The 22,847-nt window shown below is 41.2% G+C and carries 20 protein-coding genes; 17 read left to right on the top strand and 3 right to left on the bottom strand.

What is annotated here, in order from left to right; all coding sequences use genetic code 11:
• Window positions 1–669 precede the first annotated feature (669 nt).
• The 5 genes from G8761_RS12060 to G8761_RS12080 all read left to right on the top strand — a co-directional run bounded on the left by G8761_RS12060 (window position 670) and on the right by G8761_RS12080 (window position 6,257).
• Entirely contained in the window at window positions 670–4,458 is a 3,789-nt protein-coding gene (locus tag G8761_RS12060; protein ID WP_166026962.1) for an AAA domain-containing protein, read from the top strand.
• The gene (locus G8761_RS12065; RefSeq protein WP_166026964.1) at window positions 4,451–5,215 is read left to right on the top strand and encodes a hypothetical protein; all 765 of its coding nucleotides are present in this window, start codon (window positions 4,451–4,453) and stop codon (window positions 5,213–5,215) included. Before G8761_RS12060 ends, G8761_RS12065 begins: the two co-directional genes overlap by 8 nt.
• Before the next feature lie 47 nt (window positions 5,216–5,262).
• Window positions 5,263–5,424, top strand: coding sequence for a hypothetical protein (locus G8761_RS12070; protein ID WP_166026966.1), 162 nt, complete (start codon window positions 5,263–5,265; stop codon window positions 5,422–5,424).
• Window positions 5,425–5,788: 364 nt separating this feature from the next.
• A complete protein-coding gene (locus G8761_RS12075) occupies window positions 5,789–5,938 on the top strand; it encodes a hypothetical protein (RefSeq protein ID WP_166026968.1) in 150 nt (49 codons plus the stop codon).
• Window positions 5,939–6,074: 136 nt separating this feature from the next.
• Entirely contained in the window at window positions 6,075–6,257 is a 183-nt protein-coding gene (locus tag G8761_RS12080; RefSeq protein WP_166026970.1) for a Fur-regulated basic protein FbpA, read from the top strand.
• Window positions 6,258–6,459: 202 nt separating this feature from the next.
• Here G8761_RS12080 and G8761_RS12085 read toward each other — a convergent pair whose 3' ends face one another.
• Window positions 6,460–7,866: a PQQ-dependent sugar dehydrogenase gene (locus G8761_RS12085; protein WP_166026972.1), complete on the bottom strand. Its 1,407-nt coding sequence runs from the start codon at window positions 7,864–7,866 to the stop codon at window positions 6,460–6,462.
• A gap of 956 nt (window positions 7,867–8,822) precedes the next feature.
• On the opposite strand from G8761_RS12085, the gene G8761_RS12090 reads away from it, so the two are divergent.
• The 12 genes from G8761_RS12090 (at window position 8,823) to G8761_RS12145 (ending at window position 21,273) form a co-directional block, all read left to right on the top strand.
• Window positions 8,823–9,524, top strand: coding sequence for a FadR/GntR family transcriptional regulator (locus G8761_RS12090; protein ID WP_166026974.1), 702 nt, complete (start codon window positions 8,823–8,825; stop codon window positions 9,522–9,524).
• Window positions 9,525–9,698: 174 nt separating this feature from the next.
• Window positions 9,699–10,781, top strand: coding sequence for a tartrate dehydrogenase (locus G8761_RS12095; RefSeq protein WP_166027263.1), 1,083 nt, complete (start codon window positions 9,699–9,701; stop codon window positions 10,779–10,781).
• A 2-nt stretch (window positions 10,782–10,783) separates the two neighbouring features.
• Window positions 10,784–11,524: an SDR family NAD(P)-dependent oxidoreductase gene (locus tag G8761_RS12100; protein WP_166027265.1), complete on the top strand. Its 741-nt coding sequence runs from the start codon at window positions 10,784–10,786 to the stop codon at window positions 11,522–11,524.
• Window positions 11,525–11,527: 3 nt separating this feature from the next.
• Window positions 11,528–12,985 carry an aldehyde dehydrogenase family protein gene (locus G8761_RS12105; protein WP_166027267.1) on the top strand — a complete coding sequence of 486 codons (1,458 nt, stop codon included), beginning with the start codon at window positions 11,528–11,530 and terminating at the stop codon, window positions 12,983–12,985.
• A 236-nt stretch (window positions 12,986–13,221) separates the two neighbouring features.
• A complete protein-coding gene (locus G8761_RS12110; protein ID WP_166026976.1) occupies window positions 13,222–14,073 on the top strand; it encodes an energy-coupling factor transporter ATPase in 852 nt (283 codons plus the stop codon).
• Complete coding sequence (locus G8761_RS12115) at window positions 14,073–14,969, top strand: energy-coupling factor transporter ATPase (protein ID WP_166026977.1); 897 nt, start codon at window positions 14,073–14,075, stop codon at window positions 14,967–14,969. The genes G8761_RS12110 and G8761_RS12115 overlap by 1 nt, the downstream gene beginning before the upstream one ends.
• Window positions 14,953–15,795 carry an energy-coupling factor transporter transmembrane component T family protein gene (locus G8761_RS12120; protein ID WP_166026981.1) on the top strand — a complete coding sequence of 281 codons (843 nt, stop codon included), beginning with the start codon at window positions 14,953–14,955 and terminating at the stop codon, window positions 15,793–15,795. Before G8761_RS12115 ends, G8761_RS12120 begins: the two co-directional genes overlap by 17 nt.
• A 137-nt stretch (window positions 15,796–15,932) precedes the next feature.
• Window positions 15,933–16,484: an ECF transporter S component gene (locus G8761_RS12125; protein ID WP_166026982.1), complete on the top strand. Its 552-nt coding sequence runs from the start codon at window positions 15,933–15,935 to the stop codon at window positions 16,482–16,484.
• Window positions 16,485–16,487: 3 nt separating this feature from the next.
• Complete coding sequence (locus G8761_RS12130) at window positions 16,488–17,453, top strand: P1 family peptidase (RefSeq protein WP_166026984.1); 966 nt, start codon at window positions 16,488–16,490, stop codon at window positions 17,451–17,453.
• 46 nt (window positions 17,454–17,499) lie between these two features.
• The gene (locus G8761_RS12135) at window positions 17,500–19,026 is read left to right on the top strand and encodes an amidase (protein WP_166026986.1); all 1,527 of its coding nucleotides are present in this window, start codon (window positions 17,500–17,502) and stop codon (window positions 19,024–19,026) included.
• 396 nt (window positions 19,027–19,422) lie between these two features.
• Window positions 19,423–20,250: an electron transfer flavoprotein subunit beta/FixA family protein gene (locus G8761_RS12140; protein ID WP_166026988.1), complete on the top strand. Its 828-nt coding sequence runs from the start codon at window positions 19,423–19,425 to the stop codon at window positions 20,248–20,250.
• Entirely contained in the window at window positions 20,251–21,273 is a 1,023-nt protein-coding gene (locus G8761_RS12145) for an electron transfer flavoprotein subunit alpha/FixB family protein (RefSeq protein ID WP_166026990.1), read from the top strand.
• Window positions 21,274–21,633: 360 nt separating this feature from the next.
• On the opposite strand, the gene G8761_RS12150 is transcribed toward G8761_RS12145, so the two are convergent.
• Entirely contained in the window at window positions 21,634–22,146 is a 513-nt protein-coding gene (locus G8761_RS12150; protein WP_166026992.1) for a type 1 glutamine amidotransferase domain-containing protein, read from the bottom strand.
• Between the two features lie 109 nt (window positions 22,147–22,255).
• The gene (locus tag G8761_RS12155; RefSeq protein WP_166026994.1) at window positions 22,256–22,774 is read right to left on the bottom strand and encodes a DJ-1/PfpI family protein; all 519 of its coding nucleotides are present in this window, start codon (window positions 22,772–22,774) and stop codon (window positions 22,256–22,258) included.
• Window positions 22,775–22,847 lie beyond the last annotated feature (73 nt).

A 22,847-nucleotide genomic window follows, 5' to 3' on the forward strand; every position in this document is an offset into this window, starting at 1 on the left:
CTACCACACTTTTTGGGAAATTCCTCATAGAGGATTATTTTTAAACCTTGTCAATTAAATTTTTCTGTAGAAATAAGAAAGTTTATGTTGGATGTACCCCGCTCGCTGTTCCACTCCTCTCTGTAAAAAATGCAGCTTTCCTAAAAAATTAAAGCTGCAAAAAATTTCTGGAATTTTCGTAAGTCACTTGTAAAAAATATTTTTATATAGTTTTATTATTCAGAGTATACTGAAAATTAGATATTAGGTCAATCAAGATTTATAAATTTTAGAATATTCTGTTGCGTTATTCCACATGTTTCCTTTTTCAAAAAACCTCATAAAATTTTTATATGGGTCTTTAGAATAGTATTACTACAGTTAGGACGGAAAGGGTTTTGGCGAATTTGTTTAAAAACTAGAAAAAAGATAACGCGGGCACCAATTTTTCTAGTTTTTAGGTAATTTTGAAAAAACAGAAAACGTTGTAGAAAAGTAGAAAAGAATCTTCCCGTAAGCCATTTGTCGCTCTGCCTTCCCTTTTTCTTAAAGGGACCAACAAGTCTATTTCTCACCTCAAACTGGTACAATTAATCTGTCACTCCATCCTTCAAAACATTGTGTTATAATTATCAAGTTATTATAATCCACATCAATTAGGTTTTTTTCTCATAAAAAGCAGGTGATCAGATGATAAAGGCACAAAATACAATATATCGTTGTCCGATCACTTTGACCAATAAGGCAAAGGATAAAATGCGAGAGCTCGGGTTGGATGAGCGATCGTTTTTTTTATTGGAGAAATCGTTTCATGTTTATATAGAAAAGTATCCGCAATCGGGTGATGGCCTTGTTTCTGCTGCCTTATTTTTTGACATGGAGAGAAATGAAAAGCTTGCGAACATGTTCGATCGGTTTGTTGTCGTTCTGCATTGTTTGGTGAAGCAGGATCGGTTTGTCGTGACGAATGTGACGACGAGACCGGTGCATATACCCTTGGCTTCGAATTGGCGTGAGTCGGCAGATTTCACCTTTGACTTGAATGTTCAGGGCAGCGCCCCTTTACCATTTGATTTGCTGAACTTGATCCACAACATGCCGGTTGCCCAGGAAAGTTCCATGTATGTGAAAAAGCGGATTGCCAGTTGGGAAGGCTACCTGAAAATTCAAGAGCAATCCGCGGATATTCCTGATATAACCTGCCGCTATTCCTCGCTTATCTTCAATGATGATTTCAGTCGGGTGAAAATAACCGGCTGCCAGCTGAAGGAACAGGAATGGAAGTCACTCAAGGATATGAGTGTGAAGCTAAAGGGAATGGACAAGGATATCGGCAAAGTCTTGAAAGCGAATCGTACGGCCTCCACGGTTGAGGTGGAATTGCACGGTTATATGGAGGAACAGGCCCGCCGGCAGCGGCTTGATGCACACCCAAGGGAAGTCACCTTTAGCAATTTTGCCACTTTAAGTCAGGTGAAAAGGCTCCGTCAAGGGTTTAAGCAGTTGGAAAACGGTTTGGCTGCGAATCCTGAACTAGAACGCCTCTTATTTGAAAACAAGCCGCCGGTCAAAGAGGTGAAAAAGCGCTCTAGTCTTCAGTTTCACAATCGATTGAATGAGTTCCAGCAAGCAGCTGTCACAGGTGCTATATCAGCTGAAGACTTATATGTCATTCAAGGACCGCCCGGAACAGGGAAAACAACCGTTATTTCAGAGATCTGTCTGCAAAATGCTAAGGCAGGGTTGCGCACGCTGGTTGCCTCGCAGTCAAATTTGGCGGTCGACAATGCCCTAGGGCGATTGCTGGCGAACAAAGATATTCGAATTCTCCGGGTCGGTCGTACGGAAAGCATCGAAGAAGAAGGCAAAAAGTTCATTGAGGAAAATGTCGGACAGTACTGGAAAGACCATACGCTGCAGGAAGTTTCAGGTCAATACTATACCCGTAAACAACGGGAACTCGAACTGGAAGCGGAATGGGCAGCGAATGAACAGGAACAAGAGCGGCTCCAGCAAGAGCTTTTACGAGTAGAGGCAGAGTTACAAGCAAAAAAGAATGCCCAGAAGCAGTATGACGAAATCCAGTCCATTATTGAAAAGCATAAAAAGGACATTCATGAAGCTGAGCAGGAGAGGCAATCAGTTCAGGAGATTTTGCACAAGATCGAACAGTCGATTCGTTTGTTGAATAACAACATCGAAAAAGACGAAACGTTTCTGGCCGAGGAACCGGATAGTGACTCCATTCAAAAAGAGCTGGAAGCCAACAAGCGGGAGATTGAACGTCTACAAGAAAGTGTGGCCCTTCAGGAGCTTGAAGAAAAAATTAATGAAATAAAACATACCATAGATGAGACTTCTGCTAACTATGAGAGATGGAACGAGGCAACGACACAGAAGGAAGCTTTAGAAGAAAGAATCACCGCCGCTAAAAAAATCGACAGCTTAAAGTGGATCATGCTCGAACAAAACTTTACCCGGTCTTTGCAGGTTCAGTCCTTAATCGGAAAAATGGACACGCTTCGTGAACGAATAAATCAGCTGGACAAGCTGAAGGAATATAATGAAAAACTAAATCCCCCTATTCACTATCTTGAACAGCTTTTGGGGCAGCAGTACGGACCGTCACTAAAGCAATTGAAAAACACAGCTCCTGTAGCGGTGACTGCCATAGAAATTGACCAAATTTTAGACCAACTGAGAAGTGAATTAAAAGGAAATTCAACCATTCACCCGCAGCGAATTGCAGCCTTTCTTAAGGGGCTATATGGCCGGAGACATTATATTTGGCAAAAGGCGGACAAGTTAAAGCTCAATGATACAGATAAAAAAATTTCACAGGAAGCACTTCAGCAATTGAAACAGGAATTGCTTTGGCAGTTAAAGCCTATCCTGGATGAACATAAGATGATGCAGCAAAAATATCAGAGAGAGATGGGCGAGCAGAATACGAAGCTGAATTTTTTGCAAACCAAACAAAAGCAACTGATGGAGTCTGCAGTATTCATCCCTAATGCAAAGGACTTGCTGCATGAAAAAGAAGCCATGGCGCTTGAACTGCAGAACAAGAAAGAGCAATATGAGCAAGCCAAGCTTCGGGTTAAAATGAATCGCCAAAAACGGGAACAAGAAGCTCTTCAGCTGCAGGAAGCAGAGCAGAAACAAATTCAAGCCGAAGCTCGCTTTGCAGAAATCTCCGGTATGCTTAAAGAAAGAGAGGCTGACCTGACACCCCTAAATGAAATTATCTCTTCAGACCCGGAACGGAGGCACGAAGAGGTATTAAAGAAGCTTGCGAGCATTTCTTTTACCAGGGAATCTTTGAAACAGGAAAAGCAAAAGCTTCCGCTGTTCCAATCCATCCAGGGTATGTGGCAGTCCTTGCTGGAAGAAGCAACTGATCATGACCTGAATGAAATCCGGAAGCTTTACGTGAAGCATGCGAATGTTATTGGAACAACATGTGTGGCATCCGCCCGCAAAGATTTCATCGAAAGCTATCCTGTTTTTGACGTTGTCATCATTGATGAAGTATCAAAGGCAACCCCGCCAGAGCTCCTTTTGCCGATGCTGAAAGGGAAAAAGATTATCCTCGTTGGCGACCATCATCAGCTGCCGCCTCTCTTGGGAGACGATACCCTCGAGGAAACCTTGCAGGAAATGGCGAAAGAAAGTGAAGACTTTGAAGGAAAAGCTGAACTCAAAAAGCTTTTACATGAGTCGCTGTTTGAGCGGCTGTTTAAAAATCTGCCGAAAAGCAATAAAACGATGCTGGCCATTCAATATCGGATGCATGAAAACATCATGGAAACCATCACGCCATTTTATATGCAAGAAAACGAGGTGCTCCAATGCGGGTTAACCGACTCCGATTCTGATCGGGACCACAAGCTTGAATCACCTGCTATCAAGCGTAACAATCATCTGCTCTGGCTGGATATGCCGAACGGGCCTGCATTTTTTGAAGAAAGAATGAAAGGCGGCAAAAGTCTGTATAATCCAGCTGAATTGAAGAGGATTGGTGAATTGCTGGTGGAAATGAATCAAGCAGCGGCAGAAGCGAAGCAGGCTGGAAGAATGGCCCCCGATGAGAAGAAAAGCATTGGCGTCATCAGTTTTTATGGAGAACAAGTGAAACGGATCGATCGCATGCTTCAACAGGAGTTGCGCTTGCCTCACTTAACGATCCGTACGGGAACTGTGGATCGATTCCAGGGGATGGAGATGGATGTGATTCTGTTAAGTATGGTGCGTAATCACGATAATAAGCAGGATGATATCGGTTTTGCCAAAGACTACCGCAGGCTGAATGTCGCTTTGTCGAGGGCGAGGGAGCTGCTTGTGATGATTGGCAGCACGAAGATGTTTACAGAGCGGACGAAACATTCAGGTGCCAGACAAATGTTTACTCACGTATTAGAAACTGTCAAAAAACAAGAGGGACTGCGAACCCTTGAAGAGGTGAGTCTGCATGGATAAAATGAAAAAATTACGTGCGGATTTGCTTAAAAATCCAGCTGTCCAAATCAACAAATCGGTTATTTGGCATATCCCGGTGATATCGTATTCTGTGGCGTTTAATCGAGTAAAGCGGTCGAAGATGGACATTCTCATGAAAATGATGCTGCTAACGTTTGATCAGGCTGAAATCCGGCGTGCAGCCAATTTGACTGAACTGCTGCTGGTGGAGGAGCTTTTCATTGAGGATTTATTAAAAAAAATGCAGAGGATGGACCTTGTTCGGTTGGAAAAAGGAAGTTATCGGCTGACAGTAAAAGGGCGAGAACAGCTAACGGCAGGCATTATGGAAGAGGATTTAGAAGAAGAGTCGATAATACTTTCATACAGCCCGCTCCACGATGAAATTTTGCCGGAAATAAGTGAGCCTGTGCCTGAACCGGAGAAGGAACTGCCTCTTTATCGATATGCAGACAATCAGGGTTCTATTGATACAGAACGGATCTTGCAAGTTCTCGCCGAGCGGGAAAGCGGCGAAGTAGAGGACGGTTTTCAAACTGTAGCTGCTGCCGTAAATAGTTTCGAAGAGCAGAAAGTTGAACATGTCCCGTGCCTGGAATTTCAACTGTACAATAAAGAACAGGATACCTTTTACGCGCGTGTCTGGAATACATGGCTTGGGCGCTGGGATGAAACGTTCGAAAAACAAATAGAAGAAAAGGAACGTTTGGAATGGCGGGAAAAACCTGGCCCGCATAAATCTCATCAATACGAATAAGATGATTCCTCTGCGAGAAAACTACAAAAAAACTCTGGAGGAAAGAAATGAGAGACAACACAGAAAAACATAAGGAAGACCAAAACAAGGTTCAAAATGAACAGTTATCTGAGATAACCAATACAGATTACGGACTTGAATCTGTTGAAAAAGGTACTGATTTCGCGGAAGGAGATAAAAACAATTCTCCAAATTGTGGCGGGTTGTAACAGCTAAGTCAGTGATAAAGTAAGTTTCTTTTTAGCTAAATAAAAGCCTCATTTAAAAGTATAAAGATTAAAAGCAGAAGCAGGTAAATGGGTACCTGCTTCTTTTTTATTTACTTTGTTGTCTTCCTTCAGTTTATACACTACCAGGTAGCTCTCGTAGTAAGAAGATAAGTTCGAGGAGATACAAGAAAAGGATAGAAAGAGCATTTGATTCTGCTCATCTATCCTTTTAAATATGAACTATGGAACAATTTCAAAAAAAGTACCTTGTTTTTCTCATAGAGGCAGCAGATCGGGCTGGAACCATAAGTTAAGCAATTGGTAACCGTTCAGGATAGCGCCAACGGCACCGAAAGTAACTGAGATGACTGACCAATCAAATGAAATTTCCAGAACAACTGAAGCAGGGGCAAAGGTAACAATTGTTGCAGGTGCCACAACATATACGTTGACTGCAGATGATAAGGGCTTGCTTAACGCAAAGGGGACCGTGGTTCCAGCTAATCTGAAGTGATAATAGTGCCCTCTTTATTTAAATTCATACTTTACTTATCGGAATTATATGTTTATAATGAAATTAATCAAATAAACGAATTTATAAGTTGTTGTATTCATAGGAAAGTTGTTGTAAAAATAAAGGAGCGTTCCTGATGAAAAATAATAATGAAAAAAAGCGACAAAAACTTATCAATAAATTAATTTTTTTAAATGTATATAACAAAGAAGATCAACAGCTTTATGAGTTGTCACTATCGAAATTAGAATATGAATATAGAAGATTTAAATTACAAAACCATCCGCATGGTGAGTATGGGTCTATACAGTGGGTTTAAAATAAATATGATTACGTTACATTAGACTGGATGGTTTTTCCACACCTGCGGTCTTTGGTAAATAGCGTGTTAGTAAATAATGTGTTAAAATGAAATTCCTTGGCAGGGGCATAAAAAATAGTTTGGGAAGCAGGGGGCATGGTATAAATCCCCCTGCTTCTTTTTATTAAGAAGGAAATGATTTGATATAATTAAAGAAGAATCATGGCACAATTTCAAAAATAGTACCTTGGTTAAGGTCAGTGACTCTCATAGAGCCATAAACCCCTAAGTATAATCTGGTTTGATTCAGATTCGTTCCCAGACTAATAAAATAAGCTGATTGAGATCCGAAATTGTAATTGGTTTCAATAATACTAAAATCATTTAGCTTACCATCGGTTCTTCCCCTCGTATAAGCTAAAACTCCTCTAACCGGAGATTGTGATTCTTCATTCCGGGCAAGGTCGGTAAACACAACGCTTCCCGTTAAATGGGGGATTCCATTCCCCATATATGGCTGGACTCCTGTGAGCGCTGTTCCTGCAAACTTATCGGGTCGGGAATCTTGATGATAATAACTAGTTAAAGGTGGAAGGCGCCTTACTGAAGTTGAGACTGCTTCATTGTAATAAGCAATTATTTTCTCATCCAGAGTGGGATTTTCAGAGCAGCTCCTTAAAGTCGAAGTTGGAAAAGCACCTTCCCAACCTCTCCAGCCAAGGTTAATAAATCCTTCTTGCTCTGATTCCATCATAGGAGCTTTAGTTATCTGAGTAACCGGTATTGGTTTATACTGAACGAATGAAAAAATCGACTCTGCCAGATCCTGTCCGACATTTCCCACATATTTGATGTACTGATTAGAAAACCTTTGAAATGAAATGCCTGGTATATTGCGAACTCCTTTGGCCATTACGGTAAGCGTTTCCTGAATAGATGCAGGAAGTTCATTAAACCGTGTGACGACGGGTGGATCAGAGATAAATGTATTCTTACTTACGTCAATCTCAATTATTTTACCAGCAATCTCCATAGGATCCTGACTTAAATTAAATGGGTCATAGCCTGCTCCGCCATCTCCGGTTGTTAAAACAAGTTTTCCTGTTTCAGGTGAAAAGTTTAAGCTATTGACACCATTATGATTAAAAAACGGTCTTCTTACGTTAAGTAATGCCCGTCGTTTTTGAGGCTGTCCATTCGATTGGAAAATCCATTCTTCAACTGTATTAATATGATCATATTGAGTTTCTCTATTTATCCATTTTAAGTTTAAGGTTTTAGGATCACATGGGTTAGGCTTGAAATGTTCAGAAAGAGCACCTGCGCCCTGTGTTCCTGCTACTGAATAATGAAGGTAAAACAGACCGTTATAATAAAATTGGGGATGAAACGCCAGCCCTACCAAACCCCGTTCATCATATCCACCAGAAGAACCTAATTTTATGATTCTTGAGCGAATATCTAAAAAAGTCCTTACAACGCCGTTTCCTATGTAAAAGATCTCTCCGACCTGGGTTGCAATAAATAATCTTTCAATAGAGTCTCCGGGCAGTATAGCTGTTTTTATAACAGTAGGTAAATTTATCTTAGTAACAATGGGCCGTAAATTAACCTTAACTTTTATCACCTAACTTTCCACTCCTTCTTATTGTTTCCTTTCATAAAAAATATGATGAGAACTGTTCTTTTAGCACTAAAGCAGGGATGGGGAACTGATACAAGAAGTCGAGTGTCTTTTTTATTGAGGATCTCCAAAAGGATATTTGTAGTGTGTCAGACTTAGCAATAGGGGATTAGATTTGGAGGAGAAAGCCATGTTAAAAGGATTGGGGTTAGACGTGGGGCATTAAAGTGGATATTGGTAATAAGTAATATAAAAAAGGATAGACAGAGCAGTATTCTGCTCATCTATCCTTTTATTATGATTAGGCTCCCATTTTTTCTTGGACAAGCTGATTCCCCGGCTGCTTTTTCTTCCTGTTAACGAAATGCCAATGCAAGTTTATAAATTGGCCAGGAAACACTCCAAATAATGATCAAGCCCGCCATCATTAAAAACCATTTTAAATTCATTCGATCTTTTCACTCTCAGTATTAATAGTTACAGGCAGGCTAATTAGCTTAAAAAACAGAGTCTATCTGCTATCTCTTATAAAAATAATAACTTTCATAGAATACGCCCCTTCGCAAAAAATTTCAATAAAGATGTTTTGGAAAAAAATCACACTAACTTTTCAGGACTATTTAGTGGAAGCAAAATTAGTGGTGGTTGATTTAGAGACAAATACATTTTAAAAATATATACCCTTACATAGAATGTGGTTCTGCCAAGAAATCCATCACTATGTGATTTTTTCAGTTTTTAAAAAAGGGAAGCTTACTACCCTAATAGATAGTAAGTCTTATACTATAATCTCCAACCTCGACACCTGAGTGAATTTTTTATTAGCGCAACAAAGAAAGTTTTAAGTTCAATTATGTAATTATTGAAAATATTAAAACTATATTGACAATTCTGAATTGTATTCGTAAAATACACTTAACTCTTCATATGATATGAAGAGTTAAAGGGAGGTGGGAAACATGGCATTAAAACGTATATCTCTCGTCGACGATGTTGTTAATATCTTTTTAAAAGATGTGGAAGATGGAGTGTATACATATGGTGATAAATTGCCCTCCCAGAAGGAATTGGCAAATCGTTATCAGGTAAGCTTAATTGTTATTAGAGAAGCTCTCATTAAATTATCTGCAGTAGGGATAATAAGTTTTCATCAAGGAAAAGGTACTTACCTTAATAAATCAGAAGCAGGATCGTTTGCTCAATCTGAATTTTCATCATTAATTTTCCATAATATCAATAACCTTCTTGAAATTGTTGAAGCGAGACAGCTGATTGAAAGTGAAACAAGCTCATTAGCAGCACAACGAAGAACAAATAACAATCTTATAGAAATAGAAAAAACTATTGATGGCATGAAGAGAAGCTTAAACGATAATGAAAATTTTGCTAGATGGGATGTTGATTTTCACATTTCTGTAGCAGCAGCATCTAAAAATCAAGCACTGCAAAAAATGACTACCCTTCTTATTGATAGTTATCGATCAGAAATATCAAAATTTTTTCAAGTTCCAGGCGTGATTGAAAAGATATTAACGGAACACGAAAGTATCTATTATCAAATTTTAAATAGGAATAGCAGGAAGGCGTCTATAATTATGCGTAACCATCTTAAATTACCGGAAAAAGTCTTTTCAGTAAAAATAGCTGAATTAAGCAATTAAATAAGCTAGATCCTTCTTTTGTAAACGCTCTATTTTAGTTTGATAGATCTCTTAAAAAATTAAGTTACCATTTTTAAACTTAGAAAGTTGTTTACCAAGACATGAGACAAATGGAGTGTAAGAGGCTATTAAGTTTCGTTATCCTCAATTAATGACTGAATAGGGGTGGAGAATCTGACTAACTATCAAATTGCAGTTATTCCTGGTGATGGAATCGGCCCGGAAGTAGTTATTGAAGCTGTTAAAGTACTTAAACTACTCAAAACACTGGACCCTTCATTTCAAATCGACTTTGATACATTTGATTGGAACAGTGAGTATTATCTTAGACATGGAAAAATGATGCCGGAAGACGCCCTTGATACTATAAAAAAATATGATGCCATTTTATTCGGAGCTATAGGTGATAGCCGGGTCCCTGATGATGTAACGGTATGGGAGCTGATTATGCCAATCCGGAAAAATTTTAAGCAGTATATTAATTTACGGCCAGTTAAATTATTGAAGGGAGTTCATAGCCGGTACCCAGGTGGAAATATCGATTTTGTTATTGTCAGGGAAAACGCTGAAGGTGAATACTCCAATAGCGGGGGAAGATTGTATTCAGGCATGGAACAGGAGGTTGCTGTCCAAAATACTATTATAACAAGGATAGGCACGAAAAAAGTTGCAAGATTTGCTTTTGAATATGCTAAAAAGCATGGTAAAAGTACGGTCACAAGCGCAACAAAATCGAATGCAATTATCCACTCAATGAAACTATGGGATGAGGCAGTAAATGAGGTAGGAAAAGATTTTCCATCCATTAACCTGCAAAGCTATTATGTTGATGCCCTGGCAGCTTATTTTGTTTCTAGGCCAGAGGACTTCGAAGTGGTTGTTGCTTCCAATTTGTTTGGAGATATTTTAAGTGATTTAGGTTCTGCGGTTGTAGGAGGGCTAGGACTTTCCCCTTCTGCAAATTTAAATCCGGAAGGTGATTTCCCTTCCATGTTTGAACCTGTACATGGTTCTGCTCCTGATATTGCCGGCAAAGGAATTGCCAATCCAATTGCACAAATTTGGTCAGCAGCACTTATGCTTGAGCATTTGGGGAGAAAGGATTTAGCGACGGTCATTTTGGAATCAATTGAACAGGTTCTTGTAAAAAAAGAAGCACAAACTCCAGATTTAGGCGGCAGTTCAACGACAAGTGAGATGGGTTCAGCGATAAGAGATGCTATACAACAATTACTATTAGTTAAAGAGGGTCGATAATGATGAGAATGGAAAACGAAGTATTTGTTGTTACTGGTGCACAGGGAGGAATGGGGAAAGAAACAGTTCGACGATTCTTAGAAGAAGGGGCATTAGTTGTCGCTGTTGATCTTAATGTGGACGGAGTAGAGGAAAGTGATCATCTATTGCCGATTGCTGCGGATTTAACTAAGGAAGAGGAAGTGGAGAAAGTTTTTTCTTCTGCATTTGAGAAATTCGAGCGTATTGACGGGCTTGTTAATATTGCTGGTATCGCCCAGCCGGCAACGCCGATTGAAGAAGTGAGATTGGCTGATTGGGAGAAAATTATGCGAGTCAACGTAACTGCTCCATTTTTAACTTGCCGTGCTGCTGTACCATACATGAAGAAAAAAGGGGGAGGAGTAATAGTCAATATCGCTTCTATCTCCATGGTGAGGCCAAGGCCTGGTTTAAATGCCTATATCGCGTCTAAGGGAGCCGCAGTTTCATTCTCACAAGCATTGGCCATTGAATTAGCTGAGTATGGGATTAGGGTCAATGTTGTGAACCCAGGTCCGGCTGATACAAAAATGCTCGGGGAATTTACTGCAAAGGATAAGGATTTTGAGACAGTTAAAGAAAATGTTTTTAAGAAAAGTGTTCCATTGGGAAGGCTGATTGAACCTATTGATATTGCGAATTCCCTTGTGTATTTATGTTCAAGAGAAGCGTCCATTGTGACAGGTTCTGTCTTAAATGTAGATGGTGGAAGGGGGATTTAAATGATGCAGGCTATCAATGGTCAAATTCAAGGATGTTACATAGGCGGCGAATGGATAATCCCTAATAAAGAGAGATTAATAGAAGTGAAAAACCCTGGGGACGGATCAACTTTGGCATTTGTTCCGAGAGGGGACAAGGAAGAAATTGACCTAGCAGTCAATGCGGCAAAAAAAGCATTTCATTCCCAAGAGTGGAAGAAATTTAGTCCTTATAATCGGGGTAAGATTCTTTATCAGGCAGCGGAAATCATTCGCGAGAATAGGGAAGAATTAGCAAAATTAGAGACGTTAGATGTCGGAAAGCCACTGACTCAATCTGCTGTGGATGTAGAGATTGCTGCACGTTATTTTGAATATTACGCTGGTGTCGCTGATAAAATTTTTGGAGAAACGATTCCGGTTGAACCAGGAATCATTGATTATACTGTTCGTGAACCGATAGGTATCGTTGGACATATTATTCCTTGGAATTATCCTTTGCAAATTGCATCGAGAAGCATTTCTGTTTCAATAGCAACAGGGAACGCTGCGGTTCTAAAGCCAGCTGAGGATACACCTTTAACGACGCTTAAGCTAGTTGAATTAATCGAACCTTTAGGGCTTCCAAAAGGTATTGTTAATGTGGTAACAGGTTACGGTCATGAAGCAGGAGCAGCGCTTTCTGGTCACCCTGATATAAACCACATTACTTTTACAGGTTCGGTAGAGACAGGTAAAAGGGTCATGGAGTCAGCTGCTCAAAATATAGTTCCCGTCACCCTTGAGCTTGGAGGAAAATCCCCTAATATTGTCTTTGCTGATTGTAATGAAGAGCAGGCTCTAAAGTGGGTGCTTAAGTCCATTGTGCAAAATTCAGGTCAGACTTGTTCTGCAGGCTCCCGTTTGGTAATTGAAAAATCCATAAAAGAAAATTTCATTCGGAAGCTGGCAGCTGCAATGGAGGAGCTTTCGATCGGTCTCGGAATTGATAATCACGATCTAGGGCCAGTGCTTTCCAAAAAGCAATTTGATCGCATCCAAAGTTTTATTGATCTAGCCAGGAAGGATGGAATTAGAATTTTAACAGGAGGAGATCGCAGATTAGTAGAAGGGTGCGGATTAGGCTACTACTTTGAGCCAACCATCTTGGATAATGTTCCAGTAAGCCATTATCTTGCTCAGGAAGAAATTTTCGGCCCCGTATTGACAGTAACCACATTCCAAACAGAAGAAGAAGCAATCGAAATTGCAAACGGTACACCGTATGGTCTTGTTGCTGGAGTTTGGACTGAAAACGTTGGCATTGCTCACCGTGTTGCCAGCCAACTTCAATGTGGCCAAGTATTTATCAATCATTACGGGGCGGGCGGAGGCATAGCACAGCCATTCGGAGGTTACAAAAAAAGCGGATTCGGCCGTGAAAAAGGGTTAGAGGCATTGCAAAATTATACACAAGTAAAAAATGTGGCACTGAAATATTAAGGGTGAATAAAGAGTTTGGATTACTAATAATTTGTGATCTTTATCCTAATTTAGATGGCTTCGAGATTTGATGTTTTAGGTTAAATATCATTTAATCAGCCTGTTTTAACTATCCTGTTTGTGTGTAATTATCGTTGCTGTTTTTCTGGAAATTTAGACTTGTATTGATTGATATAAATAGACATTTAAAAATGAAGAGAATTTTTAACACAAGGAATGAAAGAAAGGACGATAAAATGGAGCCGATTATTCGCTTGGAAAATGTATCGTTTTCCTACAAAATCAATGAAAAAACGAAAGTATCCGTTCTAAAGAATATCTCCTTTTCTATAATCCCTGGAGAATATGTAGCCATTATTGGTCACAATGGATCAGGAAAATCAACCTTATCTAAACACCTTAACGGGATCTTGACTCCAGACAATGGTGATGTATGGGTTCACGGTAATAACACAAAGGATACAAACAATAAACGGTCCATTCGTCAAACCGTTGGCACGGTCTTTCAGCATCCGGATAACCAAATTGTGGCGACAATCGTGGAGGAGGATGTTGCATTTGGGCTGGAGAATATTGAGGTACCGAGGGAGGAAATGAAAAAAAGAGTAGATGAGGCTTTAAATGTTGTAAAAATGTCTCAGTTTCGCCATAGGCCGCCCCATCATCTATCCGGGGGACAGAAGCAAAGAGTTGCAATTGCCGGGGTGCTGGCGATGCACCCGGATTGCATTGTTTTTGATGAAGCAACAAGTATGCTAGATAGTTTTGGCAGAAAAGAAGTTTTGCAGGTTATGCGAAAAATGAACAATATGGGGATGACAATTATTACCGTGACCCATCATATGTCGGAAGCGGCGGAAGCAGACCGGATTATCGTCATCGAAGACGGGCAAATTGTTATGGATGCACCGCCACGTGAAATTTTTAAACATAAACAGGAATTGAAGAATTTGCAATTAGAAGTACCTTCTGTAAGCCAAATGGCCGAAGGGATACACCAACAATTTCCCGATTTTTCTACGGAATTAATCCAGGAGGATGAGTTTATTGATGAAGTAATGAAATTCTCCAAAGTGGAGGTGATCTGATGGGAGCGAGACCAATCATCCAAGTAGAAAACCTGTCTCATACATATATGAAAGGTACTCCGTTGGAGCATGTTGCTTTAAAAGGAGCCAACCTGTATGTAGAAGAAGGCGAGTGTATTGCCATTATTGGCCATACTGGTTCGGGGAAATCCACCTTGATCCAACATTTCAATGGGCTTATGCGTCCAGAATCTGGAAAGGTAATCATTGACGGGGTAGACTTGTCAAAGAAAAAGGTCGACGTAAAAACGCTAAGACAGAAAGTGGGACTCGTTTTTCAAAATCCTGAGGATCAAATTTTTGAAAAAATCATTGGCGATGATATTGCCTATGGACCATTCAAATTAGGTCTTCCACTTAAGGAGGTGAGGGAGCGAGTAAAATGGGCGATGTCTGTTGTAGGACTAGACTTCGAGCAAATGAAAGATAGACAGACCTTTGCTCTTAGCGGTGGACAAAAACGGAAGGTTGCCTTGGCAGGGATTCTTGCTTTAAAACCAAAGATTTTGGTCCTAGATGAACCGACAGCTGGCCTTGATCCAAAATCTAGGAACGAATTGCTGGAAAAAATTAAACGGTTAAATAGGGAGGAGAAATTAACAGTTATTTTCGTGTCACACAATATGGAGGAGGTAGCCATGTTGGCAGACCGCATCTATGTGATGGCGGGAGGAAAGGATGTATTATGCGGTACCCCGAAGGAAATTTTTACGGATAAAGAAAAACTGCAGCTGCATCATATTGGAACACCTGAAACAGTCCAGGTCCTTTATAGGTTAACTGATCTTGGATACAAAGTAAGCGTGGATGCCTTTTCAATTAGTGAAGCAACCGAAGAAATCATCAAGGTTCTTCATGGTACAAAGGAGGATTTGGAAGATGTCCAGCGAGTTTGAAATATCCCGAAGTATTACAATCGGCCAATACGTGCCAACAGATTCTTATATACATCGCTTAGACCCCAGAGTAAAGCTTCTTTTATTTGTTGTAATCGTGGTCGCTATTGCTTTTAATACGAGTTATATCGGAAACGCCATTGGACTGTTCCTATCACTCTATTTATTCTGGGCATCCAAAATACCTATCAGTTATGGACTATCCGGTGTAAAACCAGCCATTCCTTTTATTATCATCCTGGCCCTTTTGCAGCTTCTTTTTCAAGGTCAGCTCTTTTCCGGCGGCAAAGTGTATGTGGATTACGGCTTTATCTTGATTACTAGTGAAAGTATTCGCTTGGTGGTAGTATCTGCCGTTCGTTTTATTGAAATTATCTTCTTAAGCAGTGTTCTTACCTTATCTACTTCAACTACACAATTAACTCATTCAATTCAAAGTTTACTAAGTCCATTAAAGAAAATTAACTTTCCAGTACATGAAATTTCGCTTATCACAACCATTTCGATTCGGTTTGTCCCAACCTTCGCCATTGAAATGGAAAAAATGATGAAAGCCCAGGCTTCAAGGGGAGCGGACTTTGGTACAGGCGGTTGGTGGAGAATCATTCAGAGAACAAAAGAAACTTTTCCCATCATTATTCCCTTATTCAACATCGCATTATCAAGAGCTGAGGACCTGATTCTTGCAATGGAATCCAGATGCTATACACCAGGTGGCAACAGAAGCTCCTACTCCGTTTATAAAACTTTGGCGAAGGATTACCTCGTTTTATTGGTTGGACTATTATTTGCATACCTGCTTATTTTTTACCCGTTTCCATTTTAATGAATAGTTACGTTTCTTGTATTCTTTGATAATTGAACTATAACCCAACAGGACAACGAGAAAAAAATAGATTCGTCGATAAATCCTGTCAAAAAGTTTGGAACAGCCATTCTAAAAATAAAAGGAGAGAAAATGGAATGAAAAAGTCTTTAACGGTTCGCGATATTGTAATTGCAGGTGTACTTGGTGCAGTAGCGATTCTTTTAGGGGTAACGCGGCTTGGCTATATTCCTGTACCAACAGCAGCAGGGAATGCAACAATCATGCACATTCCTGCGATTATCGGGGGAATTATGCAGGGGCCGGTTGTCGGGCTCATTGTTGGTGCTATTTTTGGAATTTCCTCCTTCTTGAATGCCACGGTTCCTTTATTTAAGGATCCATTGGTAGCAATTTTACCACGTTTATTTATTGGTGTTGCAGCATGGCTTGTATATGTTGGACTCCGCCGCAAAAACGAGTACTTTGCAGTATGCGCTTCAGCATTTATTGGTACCTTGACTAATACAGTTCTTGTTTTAACTATGGCTGTCGTTAGACACTATCTGACTCCAGCAGTTGCCTGGACAGTTGGCATAACAAATGGAATACCTGAAGCGATTGTAGGAACAATTGTTACGTTAGCAGTTGTATTGGCTTGGAAACAAATCGGTAAAAACAAAAAATCGAAGATCTCTGAGGATATGTAGGATATGCCTAATCAAATCACGGATGTACCTGGAGTAAAAGTGGGGAATAAAGAAAATCAACAGGCATTGACCGGTTGTACAGCCCTCCTCTTTGAAGACGGTGCAGTCGCTGGTGTGGATGTGAGGGGATCCGCTCCGGGAACACGGGAAACAGATCTTCTCAATCCGGTTAATTTGGTTGATAAAGTGCATGGGATTTGCTTAAGTGGCGGCAGTGCGTTTGGATTGGATGCTGCTTCAGGCGTGATGCAATTTTTAGAGGAAAAAGGAATTGGCTTAGAAGTCGGTGTAGCTAAAGTGCCAATTGTCCCGGCTGCGGTCCTGTTCGACCTTGCTTGCGGCAACCCAAAGGTAAGGCCTGATAAAATAATGGGTTATGAAGCAGCAAAAGTGGCAACGACAGAAAGGTTTAGCACTGGAAACTATGGGGCCGGTTGTGGAGCTACCGTTGGCAAATTGGCCGGTCCCGATTTTTGCATGAAGGGTGGACTCGGAAGTGCATCAATCCGCCTGGGAAATGGTGTTGTGATTGGCGCAATTGTTGCCGTCAACCCAGTCGGAGATGTTCGTGACGGTTCTACTCAAAGGATCTTAGCAGGACCTTATAAGGATGGGGTGATTAAAGATAGTCTTAAGCTTATCGAACAAAACTATTTTCCTCCTATTCGTGCCGGGTCTAATACGACCATTGGAGTGGTGGCGGTGAATGCCGATTTAACGAAAGCGGAGGCAACCAAGGTTGCTCAAATGGCTCAGGATGGGTATGCAAGAACTATTTTTCCAGCCCATACCATGTTTGATGGAGATACCATATTTGCTGTTGCCACCGGAGGGGAAAAGGTACCTGTTGATGTTATTGGCAGCCTAGCAGCGAAGGTCATGGAGAGAGCAATTATCGATGCGGTGAAATCCGCTGATAGTATAGAAGGAATTACTGCTTATAAAGATTTATTTAATAACGTTGATTGAGGATCAGATTGCATCCAATTCGAACTATATGAAGGAGTGATACTACTTGAAATCAGTTATGAGCTGGAATGAATGGTCTAACCTTGATGCCATCGGCCTCGCCGATTTGGTTCGGAAGGGTCAGATTACCCCGAGAGAGGTGGCCCAACAGGTTGCCCTCGCCATCGACGCCTTAAATCCTGCGATCAACTCCATCATTGAGGTCTTCGATGATGCGGTTAATGACCCTATGAAAGATGGTACGAACCCTGATGGGGCCTTTGCGGGAATACCATTTCTGATGAAGGATCTAGGACCCACTCTTAAAGGGCGCTTGCAGGAGATGGGTTCTCTGCTGATGCGAGGAAATCGTTCTTCAGCTGATAGCTTCCTAACCACGCGCATCCGCCAAGCCGGTCTCAACATCATTGGGCGGACGACAACACCAGAGTTTGGGCTCTGCAGTTCAGCCGAGAATCCAGAGGTCTATATTACGCGAAATCCGTGGAATCTTGACTATACAACCTGCGGCTCTTCTGCTGGCACGGCAGCTTCAGTTGCGGCCGGAATCATTCCAATTGCACATGCGACTGATGGGGGTGGCTCAATTCGAATTCCCGCGGGTGTGAACGGCAACATTGGTTTGAAACCGTCCAGGGGTGTCTTATCGGTAGCCCCCTACAGTTCTGACTTGATGGGTGTGGTCTCCGCTCAGGGCTGCCACACACGTACCATACGTGACACCGCTGCCTTTGTGGACAGTTGCAGAGGGGGAGCACCTGGCGAGTTCATGCCCTACTGGATGCCGCCGCAGCCTTACTCAGAGCTAATTCGTCGGGATCCAAAAAGACTTCGTATCGCCGTTTCACATGAGTGGGGTGATTACCAGTCCACACCACACATTGTTGCTGAATTGGAGCGGGCGGCTGGCTTCCTCGAGGAACTTGGCCATCACGTCGAGTGGGTTATCCCGGACATTAACTTTCATGCCGCCTACACGGCACAAACCGAGTGCTATATCATGAATTTTTCACAAACAATTTCGGGTCTATTGGAGCAAAAAGGCTTGGAAAGGCCGCCTGCCGACCTTATTGAACCGATGTGCATTCGGGTCTGGGAAGAAGGCCGTTTCGCCTCCTATTCGCAACGCGCCAAGATGCAGGGGGTGTTCAACGAAACTTCCCGCAGGCTAGCCGCCTTCTTTGAAAACTGGGATATCATCCTTACCCCGACGATGGCCCTGCCCACACCATTGGTTGGAACGAAGGAGTATCTCACTATCAGTGATAATCCCTCCGTCTCCGACTGGTTCGAAAACCTGTGGCGCATATTCTCTTATACTCCGATTGCCAACCTGTGTGGCCTTCCGGGCATCTCGTTACCGATGGCTGAGCTTGAGAACGGGATGCCACTTGGAATTCACGCGCTCACAAGGCAAGGAGACGATGGATTGCTTCTGCAACTGGGAGCCCAAATCGAGCGCGCACTGGATGGAAAATGGAACCACGGGAGGCGGCCAGCTGTACATGTAACAGAGATTGATGCAGCGCCTCAACAACTTTCGTCTATTACAGGTTCCAGGAGACAAGAGTAAGGAAAGGAACTAAAAGGCCATTATGGGCCTGCGCGTTAAAGAAACCTGGATAAGTTGTAAAAAGGGGTCTAGAAAGCAAAGCAAGTCGCAAAAAAACAGATACTAGTAAATTTCAAAACTACTTGTTTCCTGTTTTACAGGTCAGTTGGATGCGATTCCAAACCATTTTTGTAAAAAATCCAAGTAGATAATTTTAAGCAACCGTACAGTGATGTATTCACTCGTACGGTTTTTCTTTTTTTTGCTTTACATTGGCAACATTATTATAGGTTTTTGTAAGAAATTTCGAATGTAAGAACATCTCTTTTAATAAAGTAAATGTAGACGGGCGTAAAAAGGCTTTTTAGCCGAAAACTTGCGGTAAGTTAACATGTGCTTTTAATAGGGAGGGGTAAAATGCTGCATATTGTAGCCTGTATCAAGCAAGTACCTGATACCAAAATTATCAAGATGAATCCAAAAACAAACACGATGGATCGCAGGACGGCGCCTGCGATATTGAATCCGTATGACGCTCATGCTGTGGAAGAGGCCGTTCGCCTAAAGGAACGGTACGGAGGCATCGTATCTGTTTTAACGATGGGACCGCCTCCAGCGGTTAGCGCGATTAAAAAGTGTGTTGAAATCGGAGCTGATGAGGGCTACTTAATCACGGACCGCCGGTTTGCGGGTGCCGATACTTTGGCCACGAGCTATGCACTTTCAAAGGCGCTAGACAAAATTGCAAAACAACAGCCTATTGATTTGGTCATTTGCGGAAAAATGTCCATCGATGGTGATACTGGGCAAGTCGGGCCTGGAATAGCAAGAAGGCTTGATATTCCACCTTTGACTTCTGTGAACAAAGTGGTGGAAATCAACCAAGAAGAAGGGTACGCCATTGTCCACCGCAAGCTTGAAGATGGTTTTGAAGTGGTGCGATCCACATTGCCGTGCATGTTTTCTGTTGAAAAAACAATCAATGAAGTGCCATATTCTCCGCTGCCAAACGTGATAAGAGCTGCCAGATATAAACCGCATATTTGGTCTGTTGACGACCTGGAAGAGGTAGATATCAAGCAGCTTGGTTTGAAGGGATCCCCAACTATTGTCTCTAGAGTATGGGCTCCGCAAAAACCGGCAGGGGGAACGTTCCTTGAAGGAAACCCTGCAGCACAAGTAGACCAATTGCTTTCTGTCCTGCTTGAAAAGAAAGAACTGTTTGAAACAAAGGAGGAAATTTAATTGGATTTCCAGGATTACAAAGGTGTTTGGGTATTCATTGAACAAAAGGATGGAGAGGTTGCTTCCGTATCTCTTGAATTATTGGGTGCCGGAAGAAAGCTGGCGGATAAACGTGGAGTGGAATTGGCTGGTATTTTAATCGGGGAAAACGTTAAGAATTTAACCAAAACCTTATTTGAATATGGTGCAGATACAGTTTATGTGTATGACCAACCCATCTTTAAACATTACCGAACTGAAACCTATATGAAGGCGCTGCTGGAATGCACGGAAAAACATAAACCAGAAATTATACTCTACGGGGCCACCTCAACAGGAAAAGACCTGGCAAGTGCGGTAGCGACCGATATGCCGACAGGTTTGACGGCGGATACGACGGAGTTGGATGTGGAAGAGGATACTGGGCTCCTATTGGCGAGCAGGCCGGCATTTGGCGGAAATATTATGGCGACCATCTTATGTAAAAAATACCGGCCGCAAATGGCGACAGTCCGAGCCAAAGTCATGAAGGCGCTTCCGCCCGAACCAGGCAGAATAGGCAAGGTGGTTGAAGAAACAATCTCTCTAAAGGAAGAAGATATTCGGACCAAAGTCTTGGAAATTGTAAAGGAAACTGTAAAGAAAGTAAGAATCGATGAGGCGGACATCATTGTGGCTGGCGGAAAAGGATTAGGAAGCTACGAGGGATTTCAGTTAGTACACCAATTGGCGGAAACTCTTGGAGGAGCGGTTGGTGCCAGCAGGGATGTGGTGGAGGCTGGCTGGATCGACCATCCTCATCAGGTCGGGCAAACTGGGGTAACGGTAACGCCAAAAATTTATTTTGCGATTGGAATATCCGGTGCGATTCAGCATATTGTGGGAATGAAAAATTCCGGTTTAATTATTGCGATTAATAAGGACAAAGAAGCTCCCATTTTTCAGACCTGTCACTATGGAATTGTTGGCGATGCCTTTGAAGTAGTTCCTATACTAATCGAACAGTTTAAAAAGGCTATTTCTAGAGACAAGGTAATTAAATGAGTGTTGTAATGAAATAAAAAAGGATAGATAGAGCATATTATTCTGCTCATCTATCCTTTTTATTTTGAAGTTTTAAGCTCCAATTTTATCTTCAACTGCAGCCTGTTTCGCCGACTGCTTTTGCTTCTTTTTTACGAAATAGATACTGGCAACAATCAGTACAATTCCTAAAAACAAGAGTTTCGTAAAGGGTTCATTCTTAAAGCATTTCAACTTAGCTAAAGAATAACTATGCAAAATTTAAAGCAGTATTAAACATCACAAGGCCTTGATATGTTGAAAATATTAACGAAGAGGGTTGTCCTGCGGACTTGTGGGAACCCTCTTTTTTCATAAATAGTCTCAAAGAGACTAAAATTTTTATTTTGCTAATAGTTTTAGCGCTTCACGATTAAATGCGGGGATATCATCTGGAAAACGACTAGTTACTATATTATTGCTTATCACTACTTCTTCATCTTTGTAGTTAGCGCCTGCATTTTTTAAATCGTTACGAATAGATTTAAAACCAGTTATGTCGACGCCTTTTAATAGGTCTGTATCGATTAACACTTGTGGTCCATGGCAAATAGCAAAAACTGGTTTGCCTTCTTGTATAAATGCTTTTGCGAATTCACCAAATCGGTCGTCTTCACGCAATAAATCAGGAGAAAAACCACCTGGGATAAGCAAAGCATCAAAGTCTGAAGGATTTACTTCATCGATGGTTCTTTCAATTTTTACGGTTGCGCCTTTTTTACCAGTAACTTCATTTCCTGCATGTTTATCAATCGTAATCACTTGATGACCGGCATCTTTAAATGCTTGTGCTGGTTCTGTAAATTCGACATCTTCAAATAAATTGGTTATAAGTGCAGCAATTTTTTTGCCCATACTAAAAAACCTCCTTGTTATCGTAAAAACAAAACTGGGACAGAAATACTTCTTTAATGAAGAGGGTTCGGAATTTATCTCCGAACCACTCTTACCAACGAAAAGGTGACTAACGTAATGCATTAACAAGCGCTTTTCCAAATTCTTTGGCACCATCTGGACCATCGCCAGTAATAATATCATCATGGGCAACAACATGTTTTTCAACATATTTAACATCAATAGCTTTCAATTCGTTCTTTTGTACATCTACTGGATAGCAAGTGGCTTCTCTTCCAGAAAGCAAACCAGTTTTAGCAACCGTAACAGCCCCTGCACAAATCCCTGTTACGAGAACTTTTTCGTTATAAGCTTGTTTCAGAAAGCCTTGTAATTCTTGATTTCCCCAAAGATGATCGTTTGTACCAGATCCTCCGATTACAGATATAACATCATAATTAGATGGAGATACTTCTGAAAAGATAACCTTTGCAGTTGCTTTACCTTCATAGTCGCCTGTGATTTCACCTGTTACTGTGCTGGCGATTGTTACTTCAATCGCTGCATTCTCGAGTTCTTCTTTTGGCTGGAATAACTCATCTTCATTAAATCGTTCTGGTGGTATGATTAAGAGTGCTTTTTTACTCATTATATTTTTCCTCCTCAAAATTGAAAAAGATTTGCCGTCATGACTATTTCATTTTAATGCTTACTTTTCAAAC

The organism is Neobacillus terrae (assembly GCF_011393025.1).
GTDB lineage: Bacteria > Bacillota > Bacilli > Bacillales > Cytobacillaceae > Neobacillus_A > Neobacillus_A terrae.